The 13,589-nt window shown below is 63.1% G+C and carries 12 protein-coding genes; 3 read left to right on the plus strand and 9 right to left on the minus strand.

From position 1 onward, the window contains the following. The first annotated feature begins 83 nt into the window (after positions 1-83). A complete protein-coding gene (locus tag NMG10_RS12935) occupies positions 84-1,226 on the plus strand; it encodes an efflux RND transporter periplasmic adaptor subunit (RefSeq protein WP_254464485.1) in 1,143 nt (380 codons plus the stop codon). A 13-nt stretch (positions 1,227-1,239) separates the two neighbouring features. Further along, positions 1,240-4,287 carry a multidrug efflux RND transporter permease subunit gene (locus NMG10_RS12940; RefSeq protein ID WP_254464486.1) on the plus strand — a complete coding sequence of 1,016 codons (3,048 nt, stop codon included), beginning with the start codon at positions 1,240-1,242 and terminating at the stop codon, positions 4,285-4,287. A gap of 890 nt (positions 4,288-5,177) precedes the next feature. On the opposite strand, the gene NMG10_RS12945 is transcribed toward NMG10_RS12940, so the two are convergent. The 5 genes from NMG10_RS12945 to colR form a co-directional block, all read right to left on the minus strand. Beyond that, a complete protein-coding gene (locus NMG10_RS12945; RefSeq protein WP_028689699.1) occupies positions 5,178-5,408 on the minus strand; it encodes a hypothetical protein in 231 nt (76 codons plus the stop codon). Further along, entirely contained in the window at positions 5,405-6,106 is a 702-nt protein-coding gene (locus NMG10_RS12950) for a lipopolysaccharide kinase InaA family protein (RefSeq protein ID WP_203647888.1), read from the minus strand. The genes NMG10_RS12945 and NMG10_RS12950 overlap by 4 nt, the downstream gene beginning before the upstream one ends. A gap of 6 nt (positions 6,107-6,112) precedes the next feature. Then, positions 6,113-6,793 carry a class I SAM-dependent methyltransferase gene (locus NMG10_RS12955; RefSeq protein WP_050703871.1) on the minus strand — a complete coding sequence of 227 codons (681 nt, stop codon included), beginning with the start codon at positions 6,791-6,793 and terminating at the stop codon, positions 6,113-6,115. A 107-nt stretch (positions 6,794-6,900) separates the two neighbouring features. Continuing rightward, the gene (locus NMG10_RS12960; protein ID WP_254464487.1) at positions 6,901-8,229 is read right to left on the minus strand and encodes a HAMP domain-containing sensor histidine kinase; all 1,329 of its coding nucleotides are present in this window, start codon (positions 8,227-8,229) and stop codon (positions 6,901-6,903) included. After that, positions 8,219-8,902 carry a two-component system response regulator ColR gene (gene colR / locus NMG10_RS12965; RefSeq protein ID WP_028689695.1) on the minus strand — a complete coding sequence of 228 codons (684 nt, stop codon included), beginning with the start codon at positions 8,900-8,902 and terminating at the stop codon, positions 8,219-8,221. Before colR ends, NMG10_RS12960 begins: the two co-directional genes overlap by 11 nt. 179 nt (positions 8,903-9,081) lie before the next feature. On the opposite strand from colR, the gene NMG10_RS12970 reads away from it, so the two are divergent. Then, positions 9,082-9,810: a phosphatase PAP2 family protein gene (locus NMG10_RS12970; RefSeq protein ID WP_254464488.1), complete on the plus strand. Its 729-nt coding sequence runs from the start codon at positions 9,082-9,084 to the stop codon at positions 9,808-9,810. A gap of 140 nt (positions 9,811-9,950) precedes the next feature. Here NMG10_RS12970 and groL read toward each other — a convergent pair whose 3' ends face one another. The 4 genes from groL to NMG10_RS12990 all read right to left on the minus strand — a co-directional run bounded on the left by groL (position 9,951) and on the right by NMG10_RS12990 (position 13,503). Beyond that, positions 9,951-11,603, minus strand: coding sequence for a chaperonin GroEL (gene groL / locus NMG10_RS12975; RefSeq protein ID WP_203647890.1), 1,653 nt, complete (start codon positions 11,601-11,603; stop codon positions 9,951-9,953). A gap of 50 nt (positions 11,604-11,653) precedes the next feature. Beyond that, positions 11,654-11,947, minus strand: a complete 294-nt coding sequence (locus NMG10_RS12980) for a co-chaperone GroES (protein WP_028689692.1) — start codon at positions 11,945-11,947, stop codon at positions 11,654-11,656. A gap of 302 nt (positions 11,948-12,249) precedes the next feature. Then, on the minus strand, positions 12,250-12,711 hold the full coding sequence (locus tag NMG10_RS12985; RefSeq protein ID WP_254464489.1) for an FxsA family protein: 462 nt from the start codon (positions 12,709-12,711) through the stop codon (positions 12,250-12,252). A gap of 66 nt (positions 12,712-12,777) precedes the next feature. Then, positions 12,778-13,503: a HugZ family protein gene (locus tag NMG10_RS12990; RefSeq protein WP_232854660.1), complete on the minus strand. Its 726-nt coding sequence runs from the start codon at positions 13,501-13,503 to the stop codon at positions 12,778-12,780. Positions 13,504-13,589: the final 86 nt, after the last annotated feature.

The raw sequence follows: 13,589 nt of genomic DNA on the forward strand, positions 1-13,589 counted from the left end.
AATACTTTCCCCCACCGCACGTGGGCCGGATCGCCCGTGGTCGTGCCCGACAAATCGATAACCCACATCCAGGGAACCGGACCATGTTGCGCCGCCGCATGCTGATCATGTTGGCCGTCGTCCTGCTGATCGTGTTGATCCTGGGGGGCATCAAGGCCTTTTCCATCTACCAGCAGGTGCAGATGTTCTCGCAGCCCCGGCCGCCGGTGAGCGTGGCCGCGGCCCAGGCCGAGCTGCGCCAGTGGCAGGAGCGCCTGCCGGCGGTCGGCAGCCTCAAGGCCTATCAAGGCGTGGAGCTGAGCCTGGAAGTCGCCGGCACGGTGAAGTCGCTGCACTTCGAGTCCGGGCAACAGGTGAAGGCCGGCCAGTTGTTGCTGCAACTGGACAGCGACCAGGAAACCGCCCTGCTCGGCACCGCCCAGGCCGACCTGGGGCTGGCCAAGGTCGACTTTGGCCGGGGCAGCCAGCTGGTCGGTGATTCGGCCATCTCCCGCGGCGAGTTCGACCGCCTGACCACCCAGTACCGGCGCAACCAGGCGGTGGTCGAACAGCTCAAGGCCTCGCTGGCGAAAAAGAGCATCAGCGCCCCGTTCAGCGGCACCATCGGCATCCGCCAGGTGGATGTCGGCGCCTACCTGGCCAGCGGCACGGTGATCGCCACCCTGCAGGACCTGTCCAGCCTCTATGTCGACTTCAATGTGCCCGAGCAGGCGCTGCCGCACCTGAGCCTCGGCCAGCGGGTGCTGGCACAGGTGGCCGCCTACCCCGACCAGACCTTCCCCGCCAGCCTCAGCGCGATCAACCCCAAGGTCGAGGAAAGCACCCGCAACCTGCTGGTCCGTGCCACCCTGGCCAACCCCGAGGGCAAGCTGCTGCCGGGCATGTTCGCCAGCCTGCAAGTGCTGTTGCCCGACCCGCAGCCGCTGGTGGTGGTGCCGGAGAACGCCATCACCTACACCCTCTACGGAAACTCGGTGTACCGGGTCAGCGAGAAAAAGGGCGAGGACGGCCAGCCCCAGCGCGACGCCAACGGCCAGCCGCAATTGATCGCCGAGCAGCTCACCGTACAGACCGGCGAGCGTCGCGAGGGCTGGGTCGTGGTGCTCAAGGGGCTGCAGGCCGGCGATCAGGTGGTCACCGCCGGCCAGCTCAAGCTGACGCCCGGCGCGGCGATCCGCATCAGCGCCGACAGCGCCCTCAAGCCCGCCGCGCCCGGCGCGAAGTGAACGGGAGGCGGCCATGGCGTTCACCGACCCGTTCATCCGCCGCCCGGTGTTGGCTTGCGTGGTCAGCCTGCTGATCCTGCTGCTCGGCCTGCAGGCCTGGAGCAAGCTGCAGATCCGCCAGTACCCGCAGATGGAAAACGCCCTGATCACCGTGACCACCGCCTACCCCGGGGCCAATGCCGAGACCATCCAGGGTTACATCACCCAGCCCTTGCAGCAGAGCCTGGCCAGCGCCGACGGCATCGACTACATGACCTCGGTGAGCCGACAGAACTTCTCGATCATTTCGGTCTATGCGCGGATCGGCGCCGACACCGACCGCCTGTTCACCCAGTTGCTGGCCAAGGCCAACGAGGTGCGCAACAAGCTGCCCCAGGACTCCGAGGACCCGGTACTGAGCAAGGAAGCCGCCGATGCCTCGGCGCTGATGTACATCAGCTTCTACAGCAACGAGATGAGCAACCCGCAGATCACCGACTACCTGTCCAGGGTCATCCAGCCCAAGCTGGCCACCTTGCCAGGCATGGCCGAGGCCGAGATCCTCGGCAACCAGGTGTTCGCCATGCGCATCTGGATCGACCCGGTGAAGCTGGCCGGCTTCGGCCTGTCGGCGGTGGACGTGACCAACGCCGTACGCCGCTACAACTTCCTCTCCGCCGCCGGCGAGGTGAAGGGCGAGTACGTGGTCACCAGCATCAACGCCACCACCGAGCTGAAATCCGCCGAGGCCTTCGCCGCCCTGCCGGTCAAGACCAGCGGCAACAGCCGGGTGCTGCTGGGCGACGTGGCACGGGTGGAAATGGGCGCGGAAAACTACGACACAGTCAGTTCGTTCGACGGCACGCCATCGGTGTACATCGGCATCAAGGCCACGCCGGCGGCCAACCCGCTGGAGGTGATCAAGGAGGTGCGGCGGATCATGCCGCAACTGGAAGAGGAGCTGCCTTCGAGCCTCAAGGTATCCATCGCCTATGACGCCACCCTGTTCATCCAGGCCTCCATCGACGAGGTGATCAAGACCCTCGGCGAAGCGGTGCTGATCGTCATCGTCGTGGTGTTCCTGTTCCTCGGCGCCCTGCGCTCGGTGGTGATCCCGGTGGTGACCATCCCGCTGTCGATGATCGGCGTGCTGTTCTTCATGCAGATGATGGGCTACTCCCTGAACCTGCTGACGCTGCTGGCCATGGTGCTGGCCATCGGCCTGGTGGTGGACGACGCGATCGTGGTGGTGGAAAACATTCACCGTCATATCGAGGAGGGCAAGACGCCCTTCGACGCGGCCCTGGAAGGTGCCCGCGAAATCGCCCTGCCGGTGGTGTCTATGACCATCACCCTGGCCGCGGTGTACGCACCCATCGGCTTTCTCACCGGGCTGACCGGTGCCTTGTTCAAGGAGTTCGCCCTGACCCTGGCCGGGGCGGTGGTCATTTCCGGCATCGTCGCCCTCACCCTGTCGCCGATGATGTGCGCCCTGCTGCTGCGTCACGAGCAGAACCCCAGTGGCCTGGCGCACCGCCTGGACCTGATCTTCGACGCGCTCAAGGTACGCTACCAGCGCCTGCTGCACGGCACCCTGAACAGCCGCCCGGTGGTGCTGGTATTCGCCGTGCTGATCCTGTGCCTGATCCCGGTATTGCTGATGTTCACCCGCAACGAACTGGCGCCGGAGGAGGACCAGGGGGTGATCTTCATGATGAGCAGCTCGCCGCAGACCGCCAACCTGGACTACCTCAACGCCTACACTGACCAGTTCACGCCGATCTTCAAGCGCTTCCCCGAGTACTATTCGTCGTTCCAGATCAACGGTTTCAACGGTGTGCAGAGCGGGATCGGTGGCTTCCTGCTCAAGCCCTGGAACGAGCGCGAGCGCACGCAGATGCAGCTGTTGCCGCTGGTGCAGGCCGAGCTCGAGCAGATCGGCGGGCTGCAGATCTTCGGCTTCAACCTGCCGTCGCTGCCCGGCACCGGCGAGGGTCTGCCGTTCCAGCTGGTGATCAACACCGCCGGTGACTACCCGGCCCTGCTGGAGGTGGCCCAGCGGGTCAAGGAACGCGCCCAGGCGTCGGGCAAGTTCGCCTTCCTCGACATCGACCTGGCCTTCGACAAGCCCGAGGTGGTGATCGACATCGACCGTGCCAAGGCGGCGCAGATGGGTGTGTCGATGGACACCCTGGGCAGCACCCTGGCGACCTTGCTGGGCGAGGCCGAGATCAACCGCTTCACCCTGGAGGGCCGCAGCTACAAGGTCATCGCCCAGGTCGAGCGCCCGTACCGGGCCAACCCTGACTGGCTGAACAACTACTACGTGAAGAACGAGCAGGGGCAATTGCTGCCGCTCGCGACCCTGATCACCCTCAGCGACCGCGCCCGGCCGCGCCAGCTCAACCAGTTCCAGCAGTTGAACTCGGCGATCATCCAGGGCGTGCCGCTGGTGAGCATGGGCGAGGCGCTGGAGACCGTGCGCGCCATCGCCCGCGAGGAGGCGCCCGAGGGGTTCTCGCTGGACTATGCCGGGACGGCGCGGCAGTTCGTCCAGGAAGGCAGCGCGTTGTGGGTGACCTTCGGCCTGGCGCTGGCGATCATCTTTCTGGTGCTGGCGGCGCAGTTCGAGAGTTTTCGGGATCCGCTGGTGATTCTGGTGACGGTGCCGTTGTCGATCTGCGGGGCGTTGTTGCCGTTGTTCCTGGGGGTTTCGAGCATGAACATCTATACCCAGGTGGGTTTGGTGACCCTGATCGGGCTGATCACCAAGCATGGGATTCTCATTGTCGAGTTTGCCAATCAGCTACGGGATGAGCGGGGGCTTGGGGTACGGGAGGCGATTGAGGAAGCTGCCGCGATTCGCTTGCGGCCGGTGCTGATGACCACGGCGGCCATGGTGTTTGGCATGGTGCCCTTGATTTTGGCCTCTGGGGCCGGGGCGGTCAGCCGGTTTGATATCGGGATGGTGATTGCTACCGGGATGTCGGTTGGGACGTTGTTTACGTTGTTTGTTTTGCCTTGTATTTATAGTGTTTTGGCGCATAAGGGAGGGCGGGGTATCGTTGGTGTTCGCGGGTGATTGTTTTGGTTTTTTTATGCGCATTCGTAGAATATGTCGACACTTAGTCACCTTTTCGCCTTTACGGCGACCTACTTTTCTCTAGGGAAAAGTAGGCAAAACCGTTCCGCTCCGTTCATCCGGCCCCTACGCTGCGCTCCGGGGTCCCCTCGCTCCGTTCTTGCTCCCAGGAGGACCGCGCTGAACGCCCCATCCTGGGGCGCAGCGCTTGACGGGCATCCATGCCCGTCACCTCCCTCCGCAAGAACTCCGCTCGGCCTCCTGAAGTCGCAATTGGTGTTGCCTGAGCTATCGCGCGCTTAGAAGCAAGAGCAGGAAGTCTGAAGATGACTGTTTGACAGTTAGTTATATATTGGCTGTTCCAGCCTATCGCGGGGCAAGCCCGCTCCCACGTTATTCCCGCACCAAGCTGAATCATCTGCGTGGGAGCGGGCTTGCCCCGCGATGCGATCGAGAGATTAATTAAGCTTTCAACTAGCGACAGCTGCGCCAGTCCAGGCGCCGCTCGTAACTTCGCGACTTCAGGAGGCCGAACGCAGGTCTTGCGGAGGGAGGTGACGGGCATGGATGCCCGTCAAGCGCTGGGGCCCAGGATGGGCCCTGCAGCGCGGTCCTCCCGGGAGCAAGGCCGGAGTGAGGGAACCCGGAGCGAAGCGTAGGGCCGGATGAATGGAGCGCAGCGGCTTTGGTTACTTTGGCCAAGACCAAAGTAACCCGCCGTAAGGGCGGAAAGGTGAATAAGCGTCGACATCGCAAATGAATGCGCATACAACTTCAAAAACAAACACCAACCAACCAACCAACCAACCAACCAACCAACTATAAAACCCAAATAAACAAACGCCAGAGATTCATAAATAAACCCCTGGCGCAAAAACACAAAACCCACGTCAACCAAACGGCCGCAACCCCTGCCTCATCCCAAACAAGAACAACAGAAGATCATGATCCGGCTCAGCCCGCCCCTGCTCCACCTTGGCCACCCGTGGCAACGGACACACCCCACCGACCTCAGCCTTGCTGAACACCGTAGGCCGCGGCTGTTCCCAGGCCGCCGCCGCCGCCGTGGTCACCGCCAACGCCGCGACCAGGAACAAAGCTCGAGCGATTTCTAGTTTCATTGCTCTAAACCTTTGACCGCGCTGCCAAACGCCATTTGGTAAAAATAGAGCAAGGTCTGCCATTCCGCCTCGTTGAACGACGAGTGGCGGCGCAACTGCCGCAGGTCGTTATAGGCCGCCCGCTGGCAACTGATCCGCCGCCGGCACTTCTCCAGGTCCAGCAACGCCACTTCCACCCGCGCCTGTTCACCCTCGCCCAGCACCTTGACGAACACATGCTTGCCGTACAGGCAGCCATGCTGCCAATGCCCCAGGTGCATGCGCGCCAGGTTGTCGGCCAGATCCTTGAGCATGCGCTCGTGCACCGCCTGCGGGTAATGCTCGCGGGCCCCGGCGGCATGCCAGGCATCGAGGTCGACGAAACCATCGAGCGCCTCGCTGACCAGCAAGGCCCGCCACTGATGATCCGCGTCCCGCTCGGCCCCGGCATAGACAATCCGCGGTACCCGCACACCCAGTTGCTCGAAACTGTTCAGCGCATCGAGTTCGCGCAACACCGTGGGGCGCCCGAACGGATGCAGCAGGCTGCGGTAGATGTGCCCGACCTGGCGTTTGGCATACAGCAGATGCCCATCACCGTCGCTCAGGCGCTGCACGCCACTCTCGCCACCACGCCGCTGGTTGGGCTCCTCGACCCACTCCCCCTGCTGCTGCCAGTAGTAGTCGAACTGCCTGGACTGATTCTGGGCTACCGCCATCACTCATTACCCCTTGCGCAATACGTACACTCGCCACATGGCATAGAACGGCAGAAAGTCGAGTCGTTCCTGGATTCTGAATCCCGCTGACACAAATTCTTCTTCAACTGTAGCCGCCGGTAACACGAAGCGGTTCTGGTAGCTGTCCTGCGCGGCCCGGGCACTGCGCCTGGCTTCGAGCTTGCGGCGGCGCCAGGCCTTGAAATTGCCATCCACCCACAGTGAAAGGATCACGCTGTCGCGGCTAACTCGTTGAAACTCAGAAAGAATTGTCTTCCGATGGGCCGGATCACCGATATGGTGGAACAGGCGCATGCAAAAGATGCTGTCGACCGCGTTGTCCGGCAGGTCGATGGCGAACGCGGAAGTCTGCAAGGGGCGTACCCGTGCAACCACCTCTGGCGGTTGTGACGCACAGGCTGTCTCGATCATCGCCGCCGAATTGTCGGCACCGATGATCACGCGGTTGGCCTTTTCGGCCAGCAGCGGCCAGAACCGCCCGGCACCGCAGGGCAGGTCGAGCACCAGGCCAGGCTCACCGGCCAGCGCCAGGGCGCGGCGGGCCAGTTGCTCGTCACGCTGGTGGGAAAGGCGTCGAGCCAGGCCATCCTGATGCTTGAGGAAGTATTCCCGGGCGTGGTTGCGGTCGTACTTGTCCGAGAATTCGAGTTTGATGGGGCTACGCATTGGACATCTCCTGACTCCAGTGCGCTCACCTTAGGCAGGCAAGCGTTGGAATCAGGTCATGTCCGTGTGAAAAATCTGTCAGCGACCAATGCAGGTGTTACTGGACGTTAATCAGGATCCAATAGCCCATCCCGGCCTTCACCATCCTGCACCACTTTCGTGCCTTGGCTCAGGTCGACCTGGAAGCGGCAGCCATGGGGAAGCGTCGCGGTCAGGGTTACGCGCCAGCCCTGGTCGTCACAGATGCGTTGCACCAGCGACAAGCCCAGGCCCAGGCCCTCGCCACGGCGCTCGTCGCCACGCACGAACGGCCGGAACATCGCCTCGCGCTGCTCCTCCGGAATCCCCACGCCACTGTCCTCGACACTGAAGCCATTGGCCTCCAGGCTAAGGCGAATGTAACCGCTGTCGGTGTAGTGCGCCGCATTGCGCAGCAGGTTACCCATCACCGACTGCAGGAACGTGGCGTTGTACAGCACCGGGCTGGCACTGACCCGACCATCGTAGTAAAGCGCCAGCCCCTTCTGCTCGATGGTGTCGCGCCATACGCCGATCAGATCGTCGCCCACCTCGCGCAAGCTTGCCCGTGAAGCGACGGCACCTTCATCGCGCTGGGCACGGGCCAGCATCAGGAAGGTCTTCACCAGTTCGCGCATTTCCTCGGTTGCCCGGGCAATACGTTCGACCTGGCTGCGCGCCCGCCCATCGAGGCCGGGGTTTTCCATCAACAGCTCGCACGAGGTCGCCAGGACCATCAACGGTGTGCGCAGCTCATGGCTGACGTCACTGGTGAACAGCCGCTCGCGGGTCAGGGCATCGCGCAGGCGCCCCAGGGTATCGTCGAAGGCAACGGCCAGCTGGCCGACCTCGTCCGCCGCGTAGTCCGGCGCCAACGGTGGCGCCAGCCCCAGCAACTGGTCACGGTGACGCACCTGGCGCGCCAGGCGGATCACCGGCGCCATCACCCTTCGTGCCAGCAACCAGCCGAGGATCACCGCCAGGGCCAGGCTGAGCACGAAGCCGACCACCACCACAGCGAACAGTACCCGTTCACGCTCCTCGAAATCGCTCTGGTCCTGCAACAGCACATAGCGCCGACCGTCGACGATCTCGACCATGGCATGGTACGAGAGCTGGTCGCGAAACACCTCGTGGAAACCCGCCTCCAGGTGACGCAGGTCCTTGGGCAATTCGAAGTCATCGCGCCCGCCGCTGAAATAGAACAGCTGGTCGGGGCGTGGCCGGTGGCTCCAGTCGCTGACGCTGTCCATGCGCAACAGGCGTTGCAGGTCGCCACCAAGCACCGAGGAGATCAAGCGTTCCTCGACCAGGTGCACCGTGGCGACAATGCCAAAGGCAAAGGCCCCGGCCACCAGCGCGCTCATCAGCGCGAAAGCGATGATGATGCGCTGGGCAAGGCTCTGCTTAAACTCCATCGCGGCCCTCGGCGAGGCGATAGCCGACGCCATGGACGGTATGCAGCAGGGGCTTGTCGAACGGTTTGTCGATCACCTGGCGCAACTGGTGGACGTGACTGCGCAGGCTGTCGCTGTCCGGGCAGTCGTCGCCCCACAGCGCTTCCTCGAGCACTTCGCGACGCAACACATGGGGGCTCTTCTGCATCAGCACAGCCAGCAACTTGAGGCCGACCGGGTTGAGCTTGAGCAGGCGCCCCTGACGGGTCACCTCCAGGGTATCGAGGTCATAGCTCAGGTCGGCGACCTGCAGGGTACGCCGGCCACCGCCCTGGGCGCGACGCAGCACCGCCTCGATGCGCGCCGCCAGCTCGGACAGCGCGAACGGCTTGAGCAGGTAGTCGTCCGCACCCGAGCGGAAGCCTTGCAGACGGTCGTCCAGCTGGTCGCGGGCGGTGAGCATGATCACCGGCGTGTCACGACGAGCATCCTCGCGCAGGCGCTTGCACAGCGTGTAGCCATCGATGCCGGGCAACATGATGTCGAGCACGATCAGGTCGTAGTGTTCGGTCGCGGCCAGATGCAGGCCGGACAGGCCATCCTGGGCACAGTCGACGGTGTAGCCCTTCATGCCGAGGTAGTCGGCCAGGTTGGCCAGAATATCGCGGTTGTCTTCAACCAAAAGAATGCGCATCGAGGTCTCCTGTGCGGCGCTTCGCCGGACGCGGCAGGCGCAGCTTACGGCCAATGCCTGCATGGTGCCATGCCCTGGCTAGAAATCACCGAACTTGACAGTTTTTTCACCGATCATTCACGCACACAGGATAGCGGGCACCCGACAATGCACGGTCTTTTCCATCTTCTGGAGTCACCATGCAGGCATCCGTGCGCCCTCGCCCGATCAACCCGTGGCTGTACCTGGGCATTCCTTTCGTCACCGCCGTGGCCTTGGTCCTGCTTGAATGGACATCGCTGGATATGGACGTGGCCAACCTGTTCTACGACCCGGTTGCCAGTCAGTTCATCGGTCGCCACAGCTACCTGCTGGAGACCATCCTGCATGACCGGGTCAAGCAGGGCGTGATCGTCTTCGGGCTGCTGGCCGTGGTCGGCTTCGCCCTGAGTTTCGTCTGGCAGCGGCTGCTGGGCTGGCGCCGCGAGCTGGGTTGCCTGGTGTTGGCGCTGGGGCTGTCGACCGCCTTCGTCACGCCGCTGAAGAAGGTGACCCAGGTGCAATGCCCGTGGAGCCTGACCCAGTTCGGCGGCAAGGAGACCTACAGCAAGCTGCTGGAGCCACGCCCGGCCACCGACAAGCCCGGACTGTGCTGGCCGGGTGGACACGCCGCGACCGGGTTCTGCCTGTTCGGCCTGTTCTTCATGCTGCGCGACCGGCGTCCGCGCCTGGCGCGGGTGGCGCTGGCGGTAGCCTTCGTGGCCGGCTCGGTGCTGTCAGTCGGACGGATGATGCAGGGCGCGCATTTCCTGTCGCACAACGTGTGGACGGCGGTGTTCTGCTGGTTGATCGGGCTGGGGTCGTATTACCTGGTGCTGTACAGACGCGGCCTGATGGAAGCACCAGCCATCGAGCGCAACGTCGCCTGATTCGCGGGTAAACCCGCTCCCACAGGGATCGCGCCGTATCTGTGGGAGCGGGTTCACCCGCGAAGAGGCCGGCACAGAAAAACGAAAAGCCCCGGCTCTCGCGAGCCGGGGCTTTCCTTGGTGCAGGGGGTAAGGCTGGCTTACATCATGCCGCCCATGCCACCCATGCCACCCATACCGCCCATGTCTGGCATGCCGCCACCAGCAGAGGCTTCTACGGGAGCGTCAGCGATCATAGCTTCGGTGGTGATCATCAGGCCACCGATCGAAGCGGCAGCTTGCAGCGCCGAACGGGTAACCTTGGCCGGGTCCAGGATGCCCATTTCGATCATGTCGCCGTACTCGCCGGTGGCGGCGTTGTAACCGAAGTTGCCCGAACCTTGCTTGACCTTGTCAGCGACAACGCTTGGCTCGTCGCCGGCGTTGGCAGTGATCTGGCGCAGTGGCGCTTCAACAGCACGGCGCAGCAGGGCGATACCGACGTTCTGCTCTTCGTTGTCGCCTTTGAGGTCCTTGATGGCTTCCAGGGCGCGCACCAGGGCAACGCCACCGCCAGGCACCACGCCTTCTTCGACGGCTGCACGGGTAGCGTGCAGGGCGTCTTCGACGCGGGCTTTCTTCTCTTTCATCTCGACTTCGGTGCCGGCACCGACCTTGATCACGGCAACACCGCCAGCCAGCTTGGCCAGACGCTCTTGCAGCTTCTCACGGTCGTAGTCCGAAGTGGTGTCGGCAACCTGGGCGCGGATCTGGGTGACGCGAGCCTGGATGTCGGACTCTTGGCCAGCACCGTCGATGATGGTGGTGTTTTCCTTGGACAGGATCACGCGCTTGGCGTTACCCAGGTGCTCCAGGGTGGCGGTTTCCAGGGACAGGCCGATCTCTTCGGAGATCACGGTAGCGCCGGTCAGGACGGCGATGTCCTGCAGCATGGCCTTGCGGCGGTCGCCGAAGCCCGGGGCCTTGACCGCGGCAACCTTGACGATGCCGCGCATGTTGTTGACCACCAGGGTGGCCAGGGCCTCGCCTTCGACGTCCTCGGCAACGATCAGCAGCGGACGGCCGGCCTTGGCAACGGCTTCCAGTACTGGCAGCAGCTCACGGATGTTGGAGATCTTCTTGTCGACCAGCAGCAGCAGCGCGCCTTCAAGCTCCGCAACCATGGTGTCCGGCTTGTTGACGAAGTACGGCGACAGGTAGCCACGGTCAAACTGCATGCCTTCTACGACGGACAGTTCGTTTTCCAGGCCCGAGCCTTCTTCAACGGTGATCACGCCTTCTTTACCGACTTTTTCCATGGCTTCGGCGATGATTTCACCGATGGAGTTGTCGGAGTTGGCGGAGATGGTGCCGACCTGGGCGATGGCCTTGGAGTCGGCGCATGGCTTGGACAGGTTTTTCAGTTCGGCAACAACGGCAGCAGTGGCCTTGTCGATACCGCGCTTGAGGTCCATCGGGTTCATGCCGGCAGCGACGGCTTTCAGGCCTTCGTTGACGATGGCCTGGGCCAGGACGGTAGCGGTGGTGGTGCCGTCACCGGCAGCGTCGTTGGCCTTGGAAGCGACTTCCTTGACCAGCTGGGCGCCCATGTTCTCGAAAGCGTCCTTGAGCTCGATCTCTTTGGCGACGGAAACGCCGTCCTTGGTGATGGTCGGCGCGCCGAAGCTCTTGGCCAGGACCACGTTACGGCCTTTCGGGCCCAGGGTCGCTTTTACCGCGTCAGCCAGAACGTTGACACCAACCAGCATTTTCTTACGGGCGGAATCGCCGAATTTTACGTCTTTAGCAGCCATGATCGTTTAATCCTTGGAATTCTTTGGAATAACGGGAAGTCGGGGAGAAATCAGGCTTCGATAACGGCCAGGATTTCGTTCTCGGCCATGACCAGCAGGTCTTCGCCATCGACTTTCACGGTGTTGCTGCCCGAGTAAGGGCCGAAAACCACTTTGTCACCCACTTTCACGGCCAGCGCGCGTACTTCGCCGTTGTCCAGGATACGACCGGTGCCGACGGCAACGACTTCGCCGCGGTTTGGTTTTTCAGCGGCCGAACCCGGCAGGACGATACCGCCAGCGGTTTTCGATTCTTCTTCGCTGCGACGGATGACGACGCGGTCATGCAGAGGACGAAGCTTCATTGTCGATCTCTCCCAAATTGTGGTTTTCATCGGCCGGTGTCGACACCGGCGGGTTGATTCGATCCGGCGTTGCCGGTCAGGGCTCGCCTTCAGCGAACCCTGTGTGTCATGCCCGGTGAACTCACCGGAAACCTTGCGGTGACCACTACATGCGGCCAGTGAAATCAATTACAAGGCTTTGCATGGAAATTTTTTTGAATGCGTCGTCGTGGGAGCGGGCTTGCCCCGCGACGGGGTAGGCAGATGCGAGCGCCTATCGCGGGGCAAGCCCGCTCCCACGCCTTCCAAGCCCTTTTCGGGGGTTACTTGTCGCGGCGTTCGTACTCGCCCTCGATCACGTTCGGACGATGGCCACCATCGCGGGGCTGGGCCTGGAATGGGTCATCCTGGAACGCCCGCTGGCGCAGGGTCTGCTCCTCAGCACGGCGACGCAGCTTGCCGGCCACCAGGCGGCGGGTAAACGGCAGCAGGCAGAGCAGGCCCAGCACATCGCTGATGAAGCCTGGCAACAGCAGCAGGCCACCACCGACGGCGAGCATCAAGCCCTGGAACATGTCCTCAGCTGGCAGCTCGCCGCGCTGCAGGCTCGCCCGGGCACGCAGGGCGGTGGCCAGGCCGGCCACACGCATCACCAGCACACCCAGGGCGGAACCGGCGATGATCAACAGCAGCGCCGGAAAGAAACCGATGGCCGCGCTGACCTTGACGAAGACGAACAGCTCCAGCACGGGGAAAAGCAACAACAGCAGTAGAAAAGCACGCATCAAGGGTTCCTCGACGGAAGAGAGTCTTCCTGTAAGACCATCAGATGGATGCCTCGATGCCTGTTTTCAACCCTCGACCTGCGTCGAATCCGGCCATTTGTCAGCGCGCGCCAGCAAAACCAGGGCCTCACGGACTTGTGTCGGCGTATTGCAACTAGACGGGAAAGGCAGCCAGTAAATGCCCTGGCCAATACGCAGGTGCATGCCCTCGCTGTCGATGCCGACCATGTGCGCCGAGCGCGGCAACCCCGCCAGTTTTACGTAGTGATCAATGGCATTGGCATGGTCATCGTTCATGTGCTCGATCATGCTTTTTTCGGCCTCGCCCGCAAACGGGTTGGCCAGGGTCACCTGGTCGAGCCAGTGGATCGCACCGAAACCGCCGATGTAGCGGTGGCGTACCGGCTCGAGCACCCAGAAATCGAAGTCGTGAGCCTTGTGGTAATTGGCCGATTCAGGGAAGTACCGGTAGTAGCGGGCCGCGGCAGCCTCGATGGCCGCGTCGTCGCTCAGCTTGCGCGCCTCGGCCATCACCGTCAGGCGCCCGACTGCCTGGACGTCCTCGGCATCGCGCTCGCCCACCAGCAGCGAACATTTGGGGTCTTTCTGCAGGTTGTGGGTGTGCTGGGCGATACGGCTGATGAGGATCAGCGGATGGCCCTCGGCGTCCAGGCAATAAGGCACCACCGAGCCGAAGGGATAGCCGGGCATGGACTTGGAGTGGGTCGAGAGAACGCCACGATATTCCTTGAGCAGCAGTTCCCGGGCGGGGCGGAGGGCGTTGGTACTCACTGGAGAGTCTCCTGGCGACAGACTGGATGGGTGACAAGATAAGCATTATCACCCGCCGCTGCCACTGGGTCCGCTGCCGTGTAGAT

Origin of the sequence: Pseudomonas sp. DVZ6 (assembly GCF_024259445.1) — a bacterium.
Lineage (GTDB): Bacteria > Pseudomonadota > Gammaproteobacteria > Pseudomonadales > Pseudomonadaceae > Aquipseudomonas > Aquipseudomonas peradeniyensis.

What these genes read in the sequence shown, in the direction of transcription:
- NMG10_RS12935 (WP_254464485.1), top strand. Translation starts at nt 84, where the DNA reads ATGTTGCGCCGCCGCATGCTGATCATGTTGGCCGTCGTCCTGCTGATC.
- NMG10_RS12940 (WP_254464486.1), top strand. Translation starts at nt 1,240, where the DNA reads ATGGCGTTCACCGACCCGTTCATCCGCCGCCCGGTGTTGGCTTGCGTG.
- NMG10_RS12945 (WP_028689699.1), bottom strand. Translation starts at nt 5,408, where the DNA reads ATGAAACTAGAAATCGCTCGAGCTTTGTTCCTGGTCGCGGCGTTGGCG.
- NMG10_RS12950 (WP_203647888.1), bottom strand. Translation starts at nt 6,106, where the DNA reads ATGGCGGTAGCCCAGAATCAGTCCAGGCAGTTCGACTACTACTGGCAG.
- NMG10_RS12955 (WP_050703871.1), bottom strand. Translation starts at nt 6,793, where the DNA reads ATGCGTAGCCCCATCAAACTCGAATTCTCGGACAAGTACGACCGCAAC.
- NMG10_RS12960 (WP_254464487.1), bottom strand. Translation starts at nt 8,229, where the DNA reads ATGGAGTTTAAGCAGAGCCTTGCCCAGCGCATCATCATCGCTTTCGCG.
- colR (WP_028689695.1), bottom strand. Translation starts at nt 8,902, where the DNA reads ATGCGCATTCTTTTGGTTGAAGACAACCGCGATATTCTGGCCAACCTG.
- NMG10_RS12970 (WP_254464488.1), top strand. Translation starts at nt 9,082, where the DNA reads ATGCAGGCATCCGTGCGCCCTCGCCCGATCAACCCGTGGCTGTACCTG.
- groL (WP_203647890.1), bottom strand. Translation starts at nt 11,603, where the DNA reads ATGGCTGCTAAAGACGTAAAATTCGGCGATTCCGCCCGTAAGAAAATG.
- NMG10_RS12980 (WP_028689692.1), bottom strand. Translation starts at nt 11,947, where the DNA reads ATGAAGCTTCGTCCTCTGCATGACCGCGTCGTCATCCGTCGCAGCGAA.
- NMG10_RS12985 (WP_254464489.1), bottom strand. Translation starts at nt 12,711, where the DNA reads ATGCGTGCTTTTCTACTGCTGTTGTTGCTTTTCCCCGTGCTGGAGCTG.